Origin of the sequence: Actinokineospora sp. (genome assembly GCF_050699995.1) — a bacterium.
Classification (GTDB): Bacteria; Actinomycetota; Actinomycetes; order Mycobacteriales; family Pseudonocardiaceae; genus Actinokineospora.
The window spans coordinates 22,737-40,629 of record NZ_JBOHGC010000023.1 but is presented as its reverse complement, the minus strand read 5'-3'; the positions used below and the strand labels follow the sequence as shown (position 1 = coordinate 40,629).

Below are 17,893 nucleotides of genomic sequence, written 5' to 3'. Positions count from 1 at the left end.
GTCCAAGCCCCGGCGCCGCCACCCGCACCGCCCGCCGACCCGGCCGCGGGAACCCAGCCCCCGCCCGCCGCGGACACACAACCTCCGGCGGCGGGTCAGACCGTCCCCGACGGCGCGGGGGTCCCCGCGCCAGGCGCCGGCTGATGGCAGCCGCCCCCCGAGGCGCGCCAGGCGCTGACGCTCCCGCCGCCACCGGTGGGAGCGTGATCGTCTCCACCCCGAGCCCCACGCCGCCCGCCGCGGCGCGGGGCATCGGTGCTTTGACGTGGATTTCGCGCGGCGGGGGGTTCGGCGCCGCTGTCGGTGTCGGGACGAGTCGTGATGGGTTTGGTTGTTCGGTGGGTGGGTTCTTGCGAGGGGGAGTCGTGGATCGAGCGGTAGGTGCCACGCGGGGAGGTGGCGGCTGATGTCGGACCGGTACGACGGACCGGACGACGGTCGTCGCCGATCTCCGGGGTATGGCGACGATGTGGGGGATTCCGGACTCGGTTTCGGTGTCGGGCCGTGGGATAGCGACCAGCGGGGTTCGACGGGTTCTCGCGGTGGAAGTGGCAGCGGGCAGGCCGGCGGTGCGGCACGTGGGCGTGGGGTTTCCGACGGCCGCCCCGGAGCGACTGGTGGTGGCTCCCGCGGCAAGAGTGGTTCGGGCTACGGGGATGGACCGGTGGGCACGGGTGGATCCCGGTACGGGGATCGGCCTGTGGGCAAGGGATCCCGCTATGGCGACGGTTCGGTGGGTGAGCGCGGCCGCTACGGCGAGGAGCCTGCCGGCCGTGGTGCGCGCTCGGTCGGGCGTCGTGCGGGCTCTGCCGGTGGTGACCGGGCGCGGGCAGGCGGACGCGGCGGAGAGCCGGTCGGAAAGGGTGCTTCGCGTCGTGGGCAGGCCGGGAGTGCCGGCGCCGGACGTCGCGGGAGTGTGGCTGGGCAGGGCAGGTCCACCGGCGGCGCACCTCGGGGTGGTGTCGCCCAGCGGGCCGCGGGTGCGCTCCGGCGCGGAGCCGGTGGAGCCGGTGGAGCCGGTGGTTCTCGGCGGCCGTGGGCGGCGGAGGGGCGCGGTCCAGCTGTGCGGCCTTCGCCCGCGCCTGGGCGGATGCGGCAGGTCCGCAAGCGTGCCCAGGGCACCGACCACCGTGTCCGTGTGGTGGTGATCCGGTTCCTGTTGATCGCTTCGCTGGTGGCGGCGGGGCTGAAGCTGGTGCAGGTCCAGATCTTCGAAGGTGAGGCTCTCGCGGCCCGCGCCGAGCAGCAGCGGGCGATGACCATCCCGATCCCCGCGCACCGCGGGTCGATCGTCGATCGCAACGGTGTGGAGTTGGCGTTCTCTGTCGAGGCGCGTGCGTTGGCCTACCGGCCTGTCGCGCGTCGAACTGAGATCGACAAGTGGAACAAGACGCACCCGGACGAACAGCTGAACTTCGACGAGGAGACCGCGGCGCTCGCCAAGCGGATGCGGGAGGTGTTGGGGGACCAGGTGGTGGAGGCCGAGGTGCTGGCGAAGCTGCGTTCGGACAAGAAGTTCGTCTACCTCGTCGACAAGGTCGAACCCGCCAAGGCGCGTGAACTCCAGAAGAAGTTCGCCCACCTCAACCTCGAATACCGCGCTCAGCGGGAGTACCCGGCGGGCAGCCTGGCGTCGAACATCGTGGGGCGGGCCAACTGGCGGATGGAAGACCCCGTCCCGGCGAACCACAGCCTGCACGGGCTCAGTGGCCTGGAGCTCTTCCGGGACAACCTGTTGGCGGGCAAGCCGGGCAAGCAGATAGTCGAAACCGGTGAGCGCACCGACGCCGTCATCCCCGGCCGCGGCCGCGACCTGCAGGCCGCGATCGACGGCTCCGACATGGAGCTGACGATCGACGCCGACCTGCAGTTCTTTCTGCAGCAGAAGACCGCCGAGTACGGGCAGCGCAGCGGGTCGAAGCGGGTCAGCGCCGTGGTGATGGACGCGAAGACCGGCGAGGTCTACGCGCTGGCCAACGACAAGGCGTTCGACCCGAGCGCACCTGGTGGCGTGGACCCGAAGCTGATGTCCGACCCGTCGGTGACCACTCCGTTCGAACCGGGATCGGTGAACAAGGTCGTCACCGCCATGGGCGCGATCGAGTACGGCATCACCACCCCGGACGCCGTCCACTCCGTGCCCGACTCGATCAAGATCGCCGACCGGGTGATCAGGGACGCGTGGGACCACGGCAGGCTCAACATGACCACGACCGGCATCTTCGCCAAGTCGTCCAACGTGGGTACCCTGCTGCTGGCCAAGGAGATCAACGAGACGAGGTTCGCCGAACTGCTGGGCAAGCTCGGCCTGGGCACCAGGACCGGCATCGGCCTGCCCGGTGAGAGCCCTGGCGCGCTGCTGCCGCAGAAGCAGTGGTCCGGCAGCACCTTCGGCAACCTGCCCATCGGTCAGGGCCTGTCGATGACCGTGCTGCAGATGGCCGGGATGTACCAGACTCTGGCCAACGACGGGGTCCGCGTGCCGCCGCGAATCGTGCGGGCCACGGTCCGGCCGGATGGCACTCGGGTGGAAGAGCCGCGCCCGGAAGGGATTCGCGTGGTCTCCCCGGAGACGGCGAAGACGACGCGCGACATGTTCCGTGCCGTGACGCAGAAAGCGCCGAACGGCAACAGCGGCACCGCGACCCTCGCGGCCGTCACCGGCTACCAGATCTCGGGGAAGACCGGTACCGCGCAGCAGTTCGACAAGGCCGCGGGCCGCTACAGCGACTCGAAGTACTGGATCACGTTCGCCGGGATCCTGCCCGCGGACAACCCGCGCTTCGTTGTCGGCATGGTCTACGACACCCCGGTCTACTCGACCCCGGAGGGGAACAGTGCCGCGCCGTTCTTCCACGACGTGGCTTCGTTCCTGACCCAGCGCTACAACATCCCCATGTCGAAGGAGCCGACGCCGATCGTCCCGCTCATCAAGTGACCGCCCGAACAGTCCGCTGAGGACAGTCGCGGGCGGACACGCCGCCACGCCCCGGACCGCGGTCCGTGGGATGAGCGGCAAATGTTCGAACATGTGTTCGACCATACACACCGGGCGGGCTCGGTGAGCTGCACTGATGGGCGTCACTCGAACGTGTCGCCGAATGGTCGTACGGCGGCCTACCGCATCGGCGACGACCCGCGTGATCGAGGGGCTACACGGTTGCCGAGAGTGCGCAGGTAGCCTTCGCGGCGTGCCCGCCAAGCTCGAAGGCAAGGCTGTCACGGCCCCGCCTCGCCCCTCCCACACCGATCCCGTCGCGCTGTCCTCGTTGGCCGAGGCGTCAGCCGCGCGGTTGATCACCAGGACTCCGGAAACCACGGTCACCGGAGCGACGCTGCGCGCCCAGCACGTGCGGCACGGCGACCTGTTCGCGGCCCTGCCGGGCGCGCGCGTGCACGGTGCCGACTTCGCCGCCGACGCCATCGCCGCGGGCGCCGCCGCCGTGCTCACCGACGAAGCCGGAGCCGCCAGGCCCGCCGTGCGCGACTCGGGTCTGCCCGTGCTCGTGCACGACGACCCACGAGCCGCTCTAGGCCCTATCGCCGCCATGATCTACGGGAACCCGTCCGCCAAACTGGCGATCATCGGGGTCACCGGGACCTCCGGCAAGACCACCACCAGCTACATGATCGAGTCGTGTCTCGCGGCCGCGGGCCACACCACCGGGCTGATCGGCACGGTCGAGACCCGGATCGCGGGCGAGCGGCTGGCCAGCGCGTTCACCACCCCGGAGGCCCCGGACCTGCAGGCCCTCCTCGCGGTGATGGTCGAACGCGGTGTGACGCACGTGCCGATGGAGGTCTCCAGCCACGCTCTCGCCCTGGGGCGCGCGGCGGGCACGAAGTTCGCTGTCGGCGCGTTCACCAACCTCTCCCAGGACCACCTGGACTTCCACCCGGACATGGAGGACTACTTCCAGACGAAGGCCCTCCTGTTCGACGGCCGCTCCGCGCGCGAAGTCGTCTGCGTCGACGGCGAGTGGGGTCGCAGGCTGGTGACCCCCCAGACCGTCACGGTGTCCACGACCGGCGGCGCCGGCTGGACCGCGAGCGACGCGCGGACATCGCTGTCGGGCGAGCAGTCCTTCTTCATCCACACCCCGGACGGCGCGAAGGTCCCCGCCACGCTGCCCATGCCCGGGACGTTCAACATCGCGAACGCGCTCGTCGCGGCCGCCTGCCTGAGCGCGGCGGGCGTCGAGATCGACGCGATCGTCAGTGGACTGTCCACAGTGCAGGTCCCGGGCCGGATGGAGCGGGTCGACCTGGGCCAGGACTTCACCGCCGTCGTGGACTACTCGCACAAGCCCGAGGCCGTGGCGCTCGCGCTGGACGCGATCAAGGCGCGCTCCGACGGCAAGGTGATCGTCGTGCTCGGCTGTGGCGGCGACCGTGACACCGCGAAGCGCCCGATCATGGGCGCCGAGGCGGCCCGGCGCAGCGACCTGCTGGTCGTCACCGACGACAACCCGCGCAGCGAGGACCCGGCCGCGATCCGCGCCGCGATGCTGGCCGGGGCCGAGTCGGTGCCCGCGGCCCAGCGCGGCGAGGTGATCGACATCGGCGACCGGCGCCAGGCCATCGCGACGGCCGTGGCCCGTGCGGGCTCCGGCGATGTCGTGGTTGTCGCGGGCAAGGGCCACGAGACCGGCCAGGAGATCGCAGGTGTGGTGCACCCGTTCTCCGACCGCGACGAACTTGCCGCGGCGATCCGCTCGCGCGGGGTGCGGACATGATCGTGAACAAAACCGGCTACGCGAACAACGAACTCAGTGTCCTGAACGTCCGACTCAGTGTTTTGAACGTGCGACTCGGTGTTCTGAACGTGCGACTCACGGAGGTGGTGGCGTGATCCGGTTGACGTTGCGGGAGATCGCCGACGCGATCGGCGGTGAGCTGCACAACGCCGACGGGTCACAAGTGGTGACCGGGTCGGTCGAGTTCGACTCGCGGGCAGTCGTGCCGGGCGGGCTGTTCATCGCGATGCCGGGGGAGCGGGTCGACGGCCACGACTTCGCCGCCGCCGCGGTCAAGGCGGGCGCTGTCGGCGTCCTCGCCGCGCGGCCCGTCGACGCGCCCGCGGTGATCGTGCCCGCGGCGACCGACGCGCACACCAAGTCCGTCGCCCTCGTCGGTGACACCGACGGGTCCGGCGCCGCCGTGCTCGCCGGGCTCGGCGCGCTCGCCCGGGCCGTGGTCGACCGCCTTGACGGCGTCACCGTCATCGGCGTGACCGGCTCGTCGGGCAAGACCTCCACCAAGGACCTGATCGCGCAGCTGCTCGAGCCGATGGGCCCGACCGTGGCGCCCCCTGGCTCCTTCAACAACGAACTCGGCCACCCCTGGACCGTGCTGCGCGCCGACGAGGACACCAAACACCTCGTCCTTGAACTCTCCGCGCGGGGCCCTGGCCACATCGCCGCGCTGTGCGACGTCGCACCCCCGCGTATCGGTGTCGTGATCAACGTCGGCAGCGCCCACCTCGGCGAGTTCGGTTCGCGCGAAGACATCGCCCGCACCAAGGGCGAGCTGGTCGAGAAGCTGCCCGCCGACGGTGTCGCCGTGCTCAACGCCGACGACCCCCTGGTCGCCGCGATGGCCGAGCGGACCGCCGCGCGGGTCGTCCTGGTCGGCGAGGCGCCGCACGCGCAGGTGCGCGCGGTCGGCATCGAGACCGACGAGGCTGCCCGCGCGAGCTTCACGCTGGTCACGCCCATCGGCGAGGCCAAGGTCACGCTCGGCCTGCACGGCGCGCACCACGTCGGCAACGCCCTGGCGGCGGCGGCGGTCGCGCTGGAACTGGGCGCCACGCCGGACGACATCGCCGAGCGGCTCTCCGGAGCCCGGCGGGTCTCGGCGCGCCGGATGGAGGTGACCACCCGCGCGGACGGCGTCACGGTGGTCAACGACTCCTACAACGCCAACCCCGAGTCGGTGCGGGCCGCCCTCAAGACCCTGGCGACCATGGCGCGCACGGGTGAGCGGCGGCGGTCGTGGGCCGTCCTCGGCGTGATGGGCGAGTTGGGCGACTCGGCAGTGAGCGCGCACGACGAGATCGGCAGACTCGCCGTGCGATTGGACATCAACCGCCTTGTGGTGGTGGGCGACGGAGCCCGCGCGATGCACCAAGGGGCGCACCTGGAAGGTTCGTGGGGAGAGGAGTCGGTGCTCGTGCCGGACGTCGATGCCGCGGTGGCGCTGCTGCGCGCCGAACTGGCACCCGGTGACGTGGTGCTCGTGAAGGCCTCCAAGGCGGCCGCGCTGTGGCGCGTCGCCGACGAGCTGCTGGCGGTGGATGCTCAGTGAAAAGCATCCTCATCGCGGCCGCGATCGCGATGGTCGTCTCGATCCTGCTCACCCCGTACCTGATCCGCGTGTTCTCCCGGCAGGGTTTCGGCCAGGAGATCCGCGAAGAGGGCCCCCAGGGCCACAAGGCCAAGCGCGGCACGCCCACAATGGGTGGCGTCGCGATCATCGTCGCGATGTGGGCGGGCTACGGCACCTCCCACATCGTCAGCGCCATGACCGGCGGCCGCGACACCCCGACCGCGTCGGGCCTGCTGGTCCTGCTGCTGGGCACCGGCCTGGGCATCGTCGGCTTCCTCGACGACTTCATCAAGATCCGCAAGCAGCGCAACCTCGGGCTCAACAAGACCGCGAAGATGGTCGGACAGTTCGTGGTGGCGATCGTGTTCGCGATCCTCGCCCTGCGCTTCCCCGACGAGCGCGACCTGACCCCGGCCTCGGACCACCTCTCGTTCGTCCGCGACATCGCCATCGTCTCCTTCGGCGGCATCGGCTTCATCGTCTTCTGCTACCTCGCCGTCTCGGCGTGGTCGAACGCGGTGAACTTCACCGATGGCCTCGACGGTCTCGCGGGCGGTGCGTCGGCGATGGTGCTCGGCACCTACGTCGTCATCTCCTTCTGGCAGTTCAGCCATGACTGCTCGCGCGTGCGCGAAGCGGCCTGCTTCGACGTGCGCGACCCGCTCGACCTCGCGGTCGTGGCGGCGGCGGCGATGGGCGCGTGTATCGGCTTCCTGTGGTGGAACGCCGCTCCCGCGAAGATCTTCATGGGTGACACCGGCTCGCTGGCCCTCGGCGGCCTGGTCGCCGGTCTGTCGATGACCACCCGCACCGAGCTGCTGATGATCGTCATCGGCGGCTTGTTCGTGGTCGAGATGGTCTCGGTGGTGCTGCAGATCGCGGTCTTCCGCACGACCCGGCGAAGGCTGTTCCGGATGGCGCCGTTCCATCACCACTTCGAGCTGGCCGGGTGGGCCGAAACCACGGTCATCATCCGCTTCTGGCTGCTCGCGGGCGTGTGCGCGATGTTCGGCCTCGGCCTGTTCTACGCCGACTGGCTCGCTCTCGGCGGCGGCGTGTGACCTCGCGGGACCTCACTGGACGGTCGGTGCTGGTCGCGGGCGCCGGGGTCACCGGGCGCTCGGTCGCGGTCGCGCTGAAGGGGATGGGCGCGACCGTCACGGTCACCGACGCGAACGCCGAGCGGCTGGCCGAGCTGGCCGACACCGGCGCGGAACTGGTCCCTGGGCTCACCGAGCCGCCCGCGGGGATCGACCTGGTCGTCACCAGCCCCGGCTGGCGGCCGAGCAGCCCGCTGCTCGTCGCGGCGGCGGCCGCGGGCGTCGAGGTCATCGGCGAGGTCGAGCTGGCCTGGCGGATCGCCCAGCGCCTGCCCAAGCCGCCCGTGTGGCTCGCCGTCACGGGCACCAACGGCAAGACGACGACGGTCGGGATGCTCGAATCGATCCTGCGCGCGCACGGCGCCAACGCGGTCGCGTGTGGCAACGTCGGGCTGCCGGTGATCGACGCGGTGCTCGCCGGGCACGAGGTGCTCGCCGTCGAGCTGTCGAGCTTCCAGCTGCACTGGCAGTCCTCGCTGCGGGTCCACGCGGGCGTGGTGCTCAACCTCGCCGAGGACCACCTCGACTGGCACGGCTCGCTGGAGCACTACGCCCACGCGAAGGGCGCCGTCTACGCGGGAGCGAAGTTCGTCGTCCGCAACACCGGGGACGACTGGTCGACCCGGCTCGCCGCCGAACACGACGGCACCCACGTCGGGTTCCGCCTGGACACCCCGCGCATCGGCGAACTCGGCGTCGTCGAGGATTTGCTGATCGACCGGGCCTTCGTAGGCGACCCGGCGAACAACGCCGTCGAACTCGCCACCCTGGCCGACGTCCGCCCGGCGGGTCCGCACAACGTGGCCAACGCCTTGGCCGCCGCCGCTCTCGCGCGCGCGTACGGCGTCTCCACCGACGCGGTGCGCGCCGGTCTGCGCGCGTTCGTCCCCGGCGCGCACCGGGCCGTCCCGGTCGCCGAGTCGGCCGGGATCGCGTATGTCAACGACTCCAAGGCCACCAACCCGCACGCGGCCTCCGGTTCGCTGCGCTCGTTCCCGTCGGTGGTGTGGATCGCGGGGGGACAGCTCAAGGGCGCCTCGGTCGACGACCTGGTCAGCGAGGTCGCCGGCCGGTTGCGCGGGGTGGTCCTGTTGGGCGTCGACGCCGAGGTGATCTCCGGCTCGCTCGCGCGACACGCGCCGGATGTCCGTGTCGAGCGGGTGGCTCCGGGAGACGATGAACCCATGATCGCAGCGGTTCGCGCGGCACGCGCCATGGCCCGATCGGGTGACGTCGTCCTGCTCGCGCCGGCGGCCGCGTCCCTCGACATGTACCGCAGCTACGCCCACCGCGGTGACGCGTTCGCCGAAGCCGTCCACCGGCTTATCCAGGAAGACGACGGCGACACCGGGGCGAGTTGATGGCCGTCACCGAGATCGAGAAGCCCGCCCGGCCCCGGCGCACGGTCCAGGTCGCGGGCAGGCTGGTCGCGCTGCGCACCGCGCTGACCGCGTGGCTGGGCCGACCGCTGGCCTCGTTCCACCTCGTTCTCGCGGTGTTCGCGCTGCTCACCGCCCTGGGCCTGGTCATGGTGCTCTCGGCCTCGGTCGTGGTCTCGTTCAACACGCCCGGCTCGGGCCTCTACACGGTGTTCAAAAAGCAGTTGCTGTATGTGCTCGTGGGCTCGGTCCTCTTCTGGGTGGGCCTGAGGCTGCCGCTGTCCACGATCCGCGCGCTGAGTCCGATCGGCATGATGGTGGGCGTCGTCATCCTGGTGGCCGTGCTGACGCCGCTAGGCGCGAAGGTCAACGGCACCCGCAGCTGGTTCGTCGTCGGCCCCGTCTCGTTTCAGCCGATCGAGGTCTGCAAGCTCGCCCTCGCGCTGTGGGGCGCCCACGTCCTGGTGGTGAAACGCGCGGTCCTGCACCGCTACCGCCACCTGCTGGTTCCGGTGCTGCCGGTGGCCCTGCTGCTCTTCGCCCTGGTCATGTTGCAGCCCGACCTCGGCGGCACGATCACCCTCGGCGTCGTGCTGATCGCGCTGCTCTGGTTCGCGGGGGCGCCGCTGCGGCTGTTCGGCGCGCTGGCCCTCGGTGGCCTCGCGGGCGTCGCCCTGCTCGCGGTGGGCACCCAGTACCGGCTCGACCGGGTGGTCAGCTTCCTGAGCCCCGACGACGACCTCGGCGGCAAGAACTACCAGGCCATCCAGGCGCAGCTCGCGCTCGCCGACGGCGGGTTCTTCGGCCGCGGACTCGGCCAGGGCTCGTCGAAGTGGAACTTCCTGCCCAACGTGCACAACGACTTCATCTTCGCCCTCATCGGCGACGAACTCGGCCTGCTGGGCTGCGGGCTGGTGCTGGCCCTCTTCGCGATGGTCGCGGTCATCGGCATGCGCATCGCGACCCGCAACATCGACCCGTGGATCCGGATGGTCGCCGCGACGCTGACCGTGTGGCTCGTGGCCCAGGCCGCGATCAACATCGGCTACGTCGTCGGGTTGCTGCCGGTCACCGGCATCACGCTGCCGCTCATCTCCTCCGGCGGCACCTCGGTCGTGGTGACCATGCTGGTGTTCGGCATCCTCGGCAACTGCGCGCGCCATGAACCCGAGGCCGTGTCGGCACTACGCTCGCAGGGGCCGGGCCGATTCGGCAAGCTGCTGCACCTGCCAGCGCCGGACCCGTACCAGCCGCCGAAGAAGCGCAAGCCCGTGCGGCCGACGGCACCGCCGCGCGGCGCCGAGCAACGGAGGCGGGGCGCGCCCGAGCGGGCCCGGCAGAAGGCAAGTCGCGGGAATCCGCGAACCGCTAAAGGAGGACGTCGTTGACCGGTGGTAGTCAGGCCGCCCGTAAAGGCCCGTGCGTAGTGATCGCGGGAGGTGGCACGGCCGGACACATCGAGCCCGCGCTGGCCCTGGCCGACGCGGTGATGCGGTTGCGCCCGGACGCCCGCGTGGTCGCGCTGGGCACCGAGCGCGGTTTGGAGAAGACGATCATCCCCGCGCGCGGCTACCCGCTGGAGTTCATCCCGCCGGTGCCGATGCCGCGCAAGCCCAACGTCGACCTGCTCAAGCTGCCGCTCAAGGTCCGCTCCGCGATCAAGCAGACCCGCGAGGTCCTCGACCGGGTCGGCGCCGACGTCGTCGTCGGGTTCGGCGGCTACGTCGCCCTGCCCGCCTACCTCGCCGCCCGCGGCCGGATCCCGATCATCGTGCACGACTCCAACGCCCGCGTCGGCCTGGCGAACAAGGTCGGCGCGCGGTTCGCCGAGCGGGTCGCGGTGGCCGTGCCGGACTCCGGCCTGCCGAACGCGGAGGTCGTCGGCATCCCGCTTCGTGAGTCGATCATCAACCTCGACCGCGCGGCGCTGCGCGCGCAGGCCCGCGAGTTCTTCGGCCTGGACCCGCACGCCCCGACGCTGCTGGTCTTCGGCGGCTCCCAGGGCGCGCGCTCGATCAACAACGCCGTCTCCGGCGCCGCCCGCGCGTTCGCCGACGCGGGCATCGGCGTGCTGCACGCCCACGGCCCCAAGAACTCCCTCGTGGTGCAAGAGGTCCCCGGTGCGCCCAGGTACGTCTCCGTGCCTTACCTGGAGCGGATGGACCTGGCCTACGCGGCGGCGGACGCGGCGCTGTGCCGCTGCGGCGCGATGACCGTCGCCGAGGTGTCGGCCGTCGGGCTGCCCGCGGTGTACGTGCCGCTGCCCCACGGCAACGGCGAACAGGCGCTCAACGCCGACCCCGTGGTCAACGCGGGCGGCGCGATCATGGTGCCGGACGCCGAACTCACCCCCGAGGCCGTCACCGAGCTGGTCGTCCCGATGCTCGCCGACCGCGCCCGGCTCGCCGCGATGAGCACCGCCGCGCAGGGCAGCGGACACCGCGAGGCCGCGGACGTCCTGGCCCGCATGGTGCTCGACGCCATCGACAAGAGGTCACAATGACGACGACTGACAAGCTCCTCACGCGCGCGCACCTGATCGGCATCGGTGGCGCGGGCATGAGCGGCATCGCCCGAATCCTGCTCGCGCGCGGGCGCGAGGTGTCCGGCTCCGACGCCAAGGAGGCCCGGACCTTCCTGACCCTGCGCGCGCAGGGCGCGAAGATCGCGATCGGCCAGCGCGCCGAGAACCTCGACCAGCTGCCCGCGGCGCCGACCGCGGTCGTCGTGTCGACGGCGATCAAGGAGGACAACCCCGAGCTCGTCGAAGCCCGCAAGCGCGGGATCGTCGTGGTGCACCGGTCGCAGGCGCTCGCCGAGCTGATGTCGGGCCATCTGGTCGCCTGCATCGCGGGCACGCACGGCAAAACCTCGACAACCTCGATGCTCACGGTCGCGCTGCAGCACTGCAGGCTCGACCCGTCGTTCGCGATCGGCGCCGACCTCAACGACTCCGGCGCCAACGCCCACCACGGCAGCGGCGGGATCTTCGTGGCCGAGGCCGACGAGAGCGACGGCTCGTTCCTGGTCTTCCGCCCGAGTGTCGCGGTGGTGACCAACGTGGAGGCCGACCACCTCGACCACCACGGCACCGTCGAGGCCTACGTCGCGGTCTTCGACTCGTTCCTCGACCAGATCACCGCCGACGGCGTGCTGATCACCTGCGCCGACGACCCGGGCGCGGTCGCCCTGGCCGAGCGCGCCGAGGCCAAGGGAATCCGCGTGCGCCGCTACGGGCGCGCGGCGGCCGCGGAGTCCGACGCCACCCTGCTCGACTACCGCCCCGCCGACGGCGGCGGCGTGGCCCGCGTGTCGCTCGACGGCCAGGAGTTCGAGCTCGGTGTCGCGGTTCCCGGCGAGCACATGGCGCTCAACGCGCTCGCCGCCCTGCTGGCGGGCCTGGAGCTGGGCGCACCGCTCGAAGGGCTCGGTGAGGGCATCGCCGCGTTCGGCGGGGTGCGCAGGCGCTTCGAGTTCAAGGGCCGTTCCGGCGGCGTGCGGGTCTACGACGACTACGCCCACCACCCGACCGAGGTCGACGCGCAGCTGCGCGCGGTCCGGCCCGCGGCCGAGGACGGCCGGGTCGTGGTGATCTTCCAGCCGCACCTGTACTCGCGGACCGAGGCCTTCGCCGCCGAGTTCGCCCAGGCCCTCGGGCTCGCCGACGTCGTCGTCGTGCTCGACGTGTTCGGCGCCCGCGAGGAGCCGCAGCCGGGGGTGAGCGGCGCGTTGATCGCCGACGCGATCACCGGTACCGAGGTGCACTACGAGCCCGCCTTCGACAAGGTGACCACGCTGGTGGCCGACCTGGTCCGTCCCGGCGACCTGGTGATGACCATGGGCGCGGGAGACGTGACGTCGCTCGGCCCGGAGCTGATCGCCGAGCTCGACCGGCGAGCGGCGACGGAATGACCTCCGCGCAGACGAGGGAGCGGCGCAGGCCGCCCAAAGCCGCCGACCGGCCGCGCAGGCTGACCCGGCGCCGCTACCTCGTCCGCCGCGCGGTGGTGCTCGGCTCCTTCGTCGGGGTGATCGCCCTCGTCTACGTGGTCATGTTCACCTCGGTGTTCGGTGTGCGCGGGGTCGAGGTCTACGGCACGTCCGTCCTCACCCACGACGAGGTGCGCAAGGCCGCGGCGGTCGAGGCGGGCAGCCCGCTGGTGCGGCTCGACACCGACGAGATCGCCGCCAGGGTCGCGGCCCTGCCGCGAGTGCGGTCGGTGGATGTCCGCCGTTCGTACCCGGTGACGGTGCGCATCACGCTGGTCGAGCGCGCGCCGTTCGCGGTGACCACCCAGCCCGACGGCGTGCACCTGATCGACATCGACGGCGTGGACTTCGGTGTCGTGTCGGTGGCCCCACCGGGCCTGCCCCAGCTCGCCGCCGCGGACGGGCCGACGGTCAAGGCCGCGGTGACGGTGCTGGCCGCCGTGCCGGACCCGCTGCGCCCGCAGGTCACCTCGGTGTCCGCGGAGACGGTCGGCAACGTGAAGATCATCCTGGCGGACGGCCGGGTGGTGAAGTGGGGCAGTGCCGAGCACTCCGACCGCAAGGCCGCGGTGCTGGGTCCGCTGCTGACCCAGCCGGGCAAGGTCTACGACGTGGGCACCCCGGACTTCCCGACGATCTCCTGACCCGCCGCGCGAAAACCCGGTGCGACTGTCGGTGGTGTCCGACGGCTCGCGGCCATGACCTCGACCGAGACCCGGATCGATCCGCCGTACGTGGCCGACGAGTCCACCCAGCTCAGCGCGTTTCTGGAATATCACCGCGCCACTGTCGTCACCAAGGCGGCGGGTTTGTCCGAAGAGGACGCCCACCGCAGCCTGCTGCCCTCGGAGCTGATGACGGTCGCGCGCGGCTGATCGACGACTACCGGGCGCAGTGCTCGAAAAGCCGTGAGACCGCCGCGAGACTCGGACTCGACGATGTCGTCGCCTTCCGCGGGGACAAACAGGCCAAGGTGCGCTGGGTGATCTTGCACATGATCGAGGAGACCGCCCGGCACGTCGGGCATCTCGACCTCATCCGCGAACAGCTCGACGGCGCCACGGGCGAGTGATAAACGCGGTTCCTTACGTCCGTGACGAACATCCGCCGCGTATTACGGCGTGGCGGCTGGATCGGCGGCCGGCCAGTGCCTACCTTCCTTGCGTGGTCCGGGGTTGACATAACTCTCAGTCTCTGGTTGAGGTCGAGGGTTTCCCGTCCGGACACGATCATGCTCGACACGATTCAGGAAGGCGGCCTTTGATGACGCCCCCGCACAACTACCTCGCCGTGATAAAGGTCGTCGGCATCGGTGGCGGCGGCGTGAACGCCGTCAACCGCATGATCGAGGTCGGCCTCAAGGGCGTCGAGTTCATCGCCGTCAACACCGACGCGCAGGCACTGCTCATGTCCGACGCCGACGTCAAGCTCGACATCGGCCGCGAACTGACCAGAGGCCTCGGCGCGGGTGCCAACCCTGAGGTCGGCACCAAGGCCGCCGAGGACCACCGCGAGGAGATCGAGGAGGTCCTCAAGGGGGCCGACATGGTCTTCGTCACCGCGGGTGAGGGCGGCGGCACCGGCACCGGCGGCGCGCCCGTCGTGGCCTCGATCGCCCGCAAGCTCGGCGCGCTGACCATCGGTGTGGTCACCCGTCCGTTCTCCTTCGAGGGCAAGCGCCGCGCGAAGCAGGCCGAGGACGGAATCAGCGAGCTGCGCAACGAGTGCGACACGCTCATCGTGATCCCGAACGACCGGCTGCTGCAGCTCGGCGACGTGGGCGTGAGCCTGATGGACGCCTTCCGCTCCGCCGACGAGGTCCTCCTCTCCGGTGTCCAGGGCATCACCGACCTGATCACCACGCCGGGTCTGATCAACCTCGACTTCGCCGACGTCAAGAGCGTCATGTCCGGCGCGGGCAGCGCGCTGATGGGCATCGGCTCGGCCCGCGGCGAGGGCCGCGCGGTGCAGGCCGCGCAGAAGGCGATCAACTCGCCGCTGCTGGAGGCGTCGATGGACGGCGCCCACGGCGTCCTGCTCGCCATCGCCGGCGGGTCCGACCTCGGCCTGTTCGAGATCAACGAGTCGGCGTCGCTGGTGCAGGAATCCGCGCACCCCGAGGCCAACATCATCTTCGGTACGGTCATCGACGACTCCCTCGGCGACGAGGTCCGGGTCACGGTGATCGCCGCGGGTTTTGACGCGGGTGCGCCGACCCACAAGAAACTCGATCCGACGGCGCTCGGCACCCGCGGCACCACGACGGGCGCCACGGCGACCGCCAAGGCGGGTCAGGTGTCGACCGAGCGGCAGGCGCCTGCCACCCAGCAGCAGCCCGCGCCCCAGCAGCACACCGGCTACCAGCAGCAGACGCCGCAGCCTGCCGGTGGCTACCAGGCGCAGGCGCCCGCGGGCAACGGCATGGGCTACGCGCAGCAGACCACCCAGGCCCCGCCGCCGGTCGGTGGCGGACAGCCGCTGCCGAACGTGCGCGGCACCCAGGGCACCCTGCCCGGCCGCGCCGTCCCGGTCGGCGACGACCCGGACGACGAGGTCGACGTACCCCCGTTCATGCGCAGGTAGCACCGCTCCTGCACCATACGAACCCCGGCGTTCCCCCGCCGGGGTTCGTGTTCGTTATCGGTCGACTGAGGAGTTCTGGGTGCGGATTCGCCGGGTGGTCACCACACGCGAGGGCGGGGCATCCGCCGCGCCGTACGACTCGTTCAACCTCGGCGACCACGTCGGGGACGCGCCGCAGGCGGTGGCGGCGAACCGGGAGCGGCTGGCCCGCGAGCTCGGGCTCGGACCCGACCGGCTGGTCTGGATGGAACAGGTCCACGGCCGCACCGCCGCGGTCGTCGACGGCCCGCGGTCCGAGCCGGTCGAGGCGACCGACGCGCTCGTGACCGCGGAGCCGAACCTCGCGGTGATCGCGCTCGTCGCCGACTGCGTCCCGATCCTGCTCGGCGACCCCGAGGCCGGTGTGGTCGCCGCGGTGCACGCGGGTCGCGTGGGCGCGCGGGTCGGCGTGGTCCCGGCGGCGCTCGACGCGATGCGCGAAGCGGGCGCCGACGTGTCCCGGATCGAGGTGCTCCTCGGGCCGTCGGTGTGCGGCGAGTGCTACGAGGTGCCGCAGGCGATGCAGAACGACGTCGAGAAGCATCTGCCGGGCAGCGCGTGCCGCACCCGCAAGGGCACGCCCGGACTGGATCTGCGCGCCGGGCTCTGGCGGCAGCTCGCCGACGCGGGCGTCGGGAAGATCGGGATTGACCCGCGGTGCACGAATGAGGAGCGTTCGCTGTTCAGTCACCGCAGGGAAGGGACCACTGGGCGATTGGCCGCGATCACTTGGCTCGAGCCGTGACGGACCGCGCCGCGGAGATCGCCGCGAACCTCGCCGACGTGCGCGGGCGGATCGACGCTGCCTGCCGCAACGCCGGCCGAAACCCCGCTGACGTGCGGCTTCTCGCCGTGACAAAGACTTTCCCCGCCACCGACGCGGCGATCTTGGCTGACCTCGGAGTGCTTGGTCTCGCCGAAAACCGTGATCAAGAGGCCGGTGCGAAGTTCGATGAGCTCATGGAGCTCCGACCCGACGCCAAGCCGCGCTGGCACATGGTCGGGCGGCTGCAGCGCAACAAGGTGCGCTCAGTGGTCCGCTGGGCCGATGAGGTGCAGTCGGTCGACTCGACCCGGCTGGCCGACGCGCTGGCCAAGGCCGCCCAAGATCGTCCCGAGCCGCTCGACGTCCTCCTGCAGGCGAGCATCGACGGCGACCCCGCGCGCGGCGGCTGCCCCCTGAGTGATCTTGATTACTTAGCGGATCATGTAATTCGATCGAGTGAATTGTCGTTGAAGGGGATCATGGCTGTGGCGCCCGTCGGGATGGAACCTTCGGCGGCGTTCGAACGTCTAGCGGGTGTGGCACACCAGCTACGCGAGCTGTATCCAACGGCGCGTGAGCTGTCGTGCGGCATGAGTAACGATCTTGAAGAAGCGGTGGACCATGGGTCGACGTGCGTGCGTGTCGGAACTGCTCTGCTAGGGGGACGCGGGCTAGCCTCCCCTTGACGGTGCGCCATGTGGGACCACGCAAGGGGAGTCGCGGAGGAACGCCATGAGTACGCTGCAGAAGCTGAAGGCCTACTTCGGAATGGTGCCTGCCGAAGAGCTCGAGGACTACGAGGGTGATGAGTACGACCGTCGCCCCTACGGCCGCCGTCCGGAGTACCTCGACGACGACTTCGACGAGTACGCCGGAGGACGCCGTCGGTGGTTCGGCGGCGCTCGCGCGGGCTACCGCGACGATGTCGAGGACGACTTCGAGCCCGTCGACCGGGGCCGTTCGCGGCCGGCGTGGGCTGGGCAGACCTCCGAGCCGCAGACCCATGGCGCGCTCGCCATGGACGCCCGCCGCGACCCGGCTCCCCGGCTGCGGCAGGTGGAGCCCGCTGTACAGGCAGGTGGATACCCGATGGGCCGCGTCGTGACACTGCATCCCAGCAGCTACAACGAGGCGCGCACCATCGGTGAGCACTACCGCGACGGCCGCCCCGTGATCATGAACCTGACCGCGATGGACGACGCGGACGCCAAGCGTCTCGTCGACTTCGCGGCCGGTCTCGCGTTCGCGTTGCGCGGCTCCATCGACAAGGTCACGAACAAAGTGTTCTTGATCTCACCGCCCAATGTCGACCCCACCGCGGAGGACAAGCGGAGGTTGGCGGAGGGCGGGTTCGCCACCCGAAGCTAAGTGATGGCACAGTTGAGCTGTGGAACCAGTGCTTCTTGCCGTCTATTGGGTGTTGTTCGCCTTCTGGCTGCTGCTCACCGCCAGGGTGGTCGTGGAACTCGTGCGCACGTTCGCACGCGAGTGGCGACCAGCCGGAGGGGTTGCGGTAGCGCTGGAGACCATCTACACAGTGACCGATCCCCCGGTGCGTTTGGTCCGTCGGTTGATACCGACAGTCCGAATCGGGGGTGTAGGCCTGGACCTATCGATTATGGTGCTGCTGCTGGTTGTATTCATCTTGATGCAACTGGCGTATCCCGGGTGATCGGGGAGACTTGGGTTGATGGCAGCCCTGGAGTGCG

The 17,893-nt window shown here is 70.8% G+C and carries 16 protein-coding genes; all 16 read left to right on the top strand.

What is annotated here, in order from left to right:
• Positions 1 to 1,090 precede the first annotated feature (1,090 nt).
• The gene (locus tag ACRDSQ_RS01640; protein ID WP_431418121.1) at positions 1,091 to 2,938 is read left to right on the top strand and encodes a peptidoglycan D,D-transpeptidase FtsI family protein; all 1,848 of its coding nucleotides are present in this window, start codon (positions 1,091 to 1,093) and stop codon (positions 2,936 to 2,938) included.
• Positions 2,939 to 3,191: 253 nt separating this feature from the next.
• The gene (locus ACRDSQ_RS01635) at positions 3,192 to 4,736 is read left to right on the top strand and encodes a UDP-N-acetylmuramoyl-L-alanyl-D-glutamate--2,6-diaminopimelate ligase (RefSeq protein WP_431418120.1); all 1,545 of its coding nucleotides are present in this window, start codon (positions 3,192 to 3,194) and stop codon (positions 4,734 to 4,736) included.
• Between the two features lie 112 nt (positions 4,737 to 4,848).
• The gene (locus ACRDSQ_RS01630; protein WP_431418119.1) at positions 4,849 to 6,306 is read left to right on the top strand and encodes a UDP-N-acetylmuramoyl-tripeptide--D-alanyl-D-alanine ligase; all 1,458 of its coding nucleotides are present in this window, start codon (positions 4,849 to 4,851) and stop codon (positions 6,304 to 6,306) included.
• Positions 6,303 to 7,388, top strand: a complete 1,086-nt coding sequence (gene mraY / locus ACRDSQ_RS01625; protein ID WP_431418118.1) for a phospho-N-acetylmuramoyl-pentapeptide-transferase — start codon at positions 6,303 to 6,305, stop codon at positions 7,386 to 7,388. Before ACRDSQ_RS01630 ends, mraY begins: the two co-directional genes overlap by 4 nt.
• On the top strand, positions 7,385 to 8,788 hold the full coding sequence (gene murD, locus ACRDSQ_RS01620; RefSeq protein WP_431418117.1) for a UDP-N-acetylmuramoyl-L-alanine--D-glutamate ligase: 1,404 nt from the start codon (positions 7,385 to 7,387) through the stop codon (positions 8,786 to 8,788). The genes mraY and murD overlap by 4 nt, the downstream gene beginning before the upstream one ends.
• The gene (gene ftsW, locus ACRDSQ_RS01615; RefSeq protein ID WP_431418116.1) at positions 8,788 to 10,194 is read left to right on the top strand and encodes a putative lipid II flippase FtsW; all 1,407 of its coding nucleotides are present in this window, start codon (positions 8,788 to 8,790) and stop codon (positions 10,192 to 10,194) included. Before murD ends, ftsW begins: the two co-directional genes overlap by 1 nt.
• Positions 10,191 to 11,309 carry an undecaprenyldiphospho-muramoylpentapeptide beta-N-acetylglucosaminyltransferase gene (gene murG / locus ACRDSQ_RS01610; protein WP_431418114.1) on the top strand — a complete coding sequence of 373 codons (1,119 nt, stop codon included), beginning with the start codon at positions 10,191 to 10,193 and terminating at the stop codon, positions 11,307 to 11,309. Before ftsW ends, murG begins: the two co-directional genes overlap by 4 nt.
• Positions 11,306 to 12,718 carry a UDP-N-acetylmuramate--L-alanine ligase gene (gene murC / locus ACRDSQ_RS01605; RefSeq protein WP_431418112.1) on the top strand — a complete coding sequence of 471 codons (1,413 nt, stop codon included), beginning with the start codon at positions 11,306 to 11,308 and terminating at the stop codon, positions 12,716 to 12,718. The genes murG and murC overlap by 4 nt, the downstream gene beginning before the upstream one ends.
• Positions 12,715 to 13,440 (top strand): cell division protein FtsQ/DivIB, encoded by a 726-nt coding sequence (locus tag ACRDSQ_RS01600; RefSeq protein WP_431418110.1) that lies wholly within the window; start codon positions 12,715 to 12,717, stop codon positions 13,438 to 13,440. The genes murC and ACRDSQ_RS01600 overlap by 4 nt, the downstream gene beginning before the upstream one ends.
• A 54-nt stretch (positions 13,441 to 13,494) precedes the next feature.
• A complete protein-coding gene (locus ACRDSQ_RS01595) occupies positions 13,495 to 13,671 on the top strand; it encodes a DUF664 domain-containing protein (protein WP_431418125.1) in 177 nt (58 codons plus the stop codon).
• Positions 13,668 to 13,868 (top strand): DUF664 domain-containing protein, encoded by a 201-nt coding sequence (locus ACRDSQ_RS01590; protein ID WP_431418124.1) that lies wholly within the window; start codon positions 13,668 to 13,670, stop codon positions 13,866 to 13,868. Before ACRDSQ_RS01595 ends, ACRDSQ_RS01590 begins: the two co-directional genes overlap by 4 nt.
• A 191-nt stretch (positions 13,869 to 14,059) precedes the next feature.
• Positions 14,060 to 15,379 (top strand): cell division protein FtsZ, encoded by a 1,320-nt coding sequence (gene ftsZ / locus ACRDSQ_RS01585; protein ID WP_431418108.1) that lies wholly within the window; start codon positions 14,060 to 14,062, stop codon positions 15,377 to 15,379.
• Positions 15,380 to 15,458: 79 nt separating this feature from the next.
• Entirely contained in the window at positions 15,459 to 16,163 is a 705-nt protein-coding gene (gene pgeF / locus ACRDSQ_RS01580) for a peptidoglycan editing factor PgeF (protein ID WP_431418106.1), read from the top strand.
• Complete coding sequence (locus ACRDSQ_RS01575; protein ID WP_431418104.1) at positions 16,160 to 16,870, top strand: YggS family pyridoxal phosphate-dependent enzyme; 711 nt, start codon at positions 16,160 to 16,162, stop codon at positions 16,868 to 16,870. Before pgeF ends, ACRDSQ_RS01575 begins: the two co-directional genes overlap by 4 nt.
• Before the next feature lie 46 nt (positions 16,871 to 16,916).
• The gene (locus ACRDSQ_RS01570; RefSeq protein ID WP_431418102.1) at positions 16,917 to 17,552 is read left to right on the top strand and encodes a cell division protein SepF; all 636 of its coding nucleotides are present in this window, start codon (positions 16,917 to 16,919) and stop codon (positions 17,550 to 17,552) included.
• Positions 17,553 to 17,580: 28 nt separating this feature from the next.
• A complete protein-coding gene (locus ACRDSQ_RS01565; protein ID WP_091374428.1) occupies positions 17,581 to 17,856 on the top strand; it encodes a YggT family protein in 276 nt (91 codons plus the stop codon).
• Positions 17,857 to 17,893: the final 37 nt, after the last annotated feature.